1 protein-coding gene is annotated in these 1,303 nt (G+C 78.1%); it reads right to left on the reverse strand.

The window, feature by feature from the left end; translation table 11 throughout:
- Positions 1 to 151: 151 nt before the first annotated feature.
- Positions 152 to 1,201: a sulfotransferase gene (locus tag LPA27_RS19145; RefSeq protein ID WP_228943579.1), complete on the reverse strand. Its 1,050-nt coding sequence runs from the start codon at positions 1,199 to 1,201 to the stop codon at positions 152 to 154.
- Positions 1,202 to 1,303: the final 102 nt, after the last annotated feature.

Raw genomic sequence — 1,303 nt, forward strand, 5'->3', positions numbered from 1 at the left:
CGGAGCTCTTCCAGGAGTACTTCGGCACCGTGATCCCGGTCGGCGACAACAAGTTCGCCGCGCTCAACACCTCGGTGCGGTGACGCGGGCCGACCCGGTGACGCGGGCCGACCCGGTGCCGCGCAGACGCCCCCGAGGGCCCGGCGCCGGCTCACCGCCCCGGGGCGCCGGGGCGCAGCCGGTAGCCGTAGCGCCGCAGGGTGCCCCGGGTGAGGGCGGTGACGGCGCGCTGCTGTGCCTGCGGCATCGAGCGCCGCCACTCGTCGTCGAGGGTGAGCGGCACCAGGCCGCTGCGCATGCGCGCGGGGTTGCCGGCGACGGTGTGGTGCACCCCGAGCCGCGCCACGCCCGGCTCGGGCAGCAGCGCGCCGAGGTCGCCGCCGTCGAGCCCGAGGGTGCGGAGCACCCGGTCGAGCTGCTCGCGCGGCTGGGCGAGCAGGTCCTCGTAGGTCAGCCGCACGTAGCGCGCGGACCCGGCCGGCACGAGGGTCTCCATGCCGCGGTTCCACAGCAGCCACAGCGCCGCGCTCTTCCACGCGCCCCGCCGCTCCATCAGGGCGCCGGCGCCGAGGTCGGGCTGGGCCCGCACACGGGTCCAGGAGTACGCCGCGGCGCGCGGGTCGCGCACCAGGTGCACCACGAAGGGCTCGACGTCCTCGAGGGCGTCGAGCACGGCGGCGTAGGTGGGCAGCTTGGAGGAGTCCACGACCACCGAGGCCCCGGCCACGGCGGCGGCCGCGGCGTAGAGACGCCCGGTGAGGCGCTCGAGCTCGCCGTCGGGGCGCAGGGAGACCCGCGCCCGCTGGTGCACGACGTGGGTGGGCAGCGTGCGCAGGCGGGTGCGCGCGGTGAGCTCTGCGTGCATCCGCTCGGCCAGGGCCCGTCGCTCCGCGCCGGGGCCGGGACCGAGGGCGAGGTCGAGCACCTCGCCCCACCACGGACAGGCCGAGAAGGAGGCGCCGCAGCCGCAGAGGCGGTCCTGGAGCAGGCCGCGCTCCCACACGAAGCGCATCTCGCCGACGCTGACCCAGCCGTCGACACCCCCGAGCAGGTTGGCCAGCACCGTGCTGCCGCTGCGCCCGGTGCCGGCGACGTAGAGCACGCGGGTCGGTCCGGTGGTCGGTCCGGTGGTGGGGCCGGTGGTGGGGCCGGTGGTGGGGCCGGTGGCCGGCCGCGGGCCCGCGGCGGGCTCGACGCTCATCGCCGACCGACCGGGGTCGGGGTGCGGGGGCCGTCGTGCTCGGGGTCCTGGTCCGGGGCGTCGGCCCCGGGGGCGGGCGGGGCCGATGCCGAGCGCCGGCGG

The sequence above is a fragment of the Nocardioides sp. Leaf374 genome (assembly GCF_916862475.1).
GTDB classification, from domain to species: domain Bacteria; phylum Actinomycetota; class Actinomycetes; order Propionibacteriales; family Nocardioidaceae; genus Nocardioides; species Nocardioides kribbensis.

Bases quoted from the DNA above. Each gene is read 5' to 3' on its own strand.
- LPA27_RS19145 (WP_228943579.1), bottom strand. From the start codon at position 1,201: ATGAGCGTCGAGCCCGCCGCGGGCCCGCGGCCGGCCACCGGCCCCACC.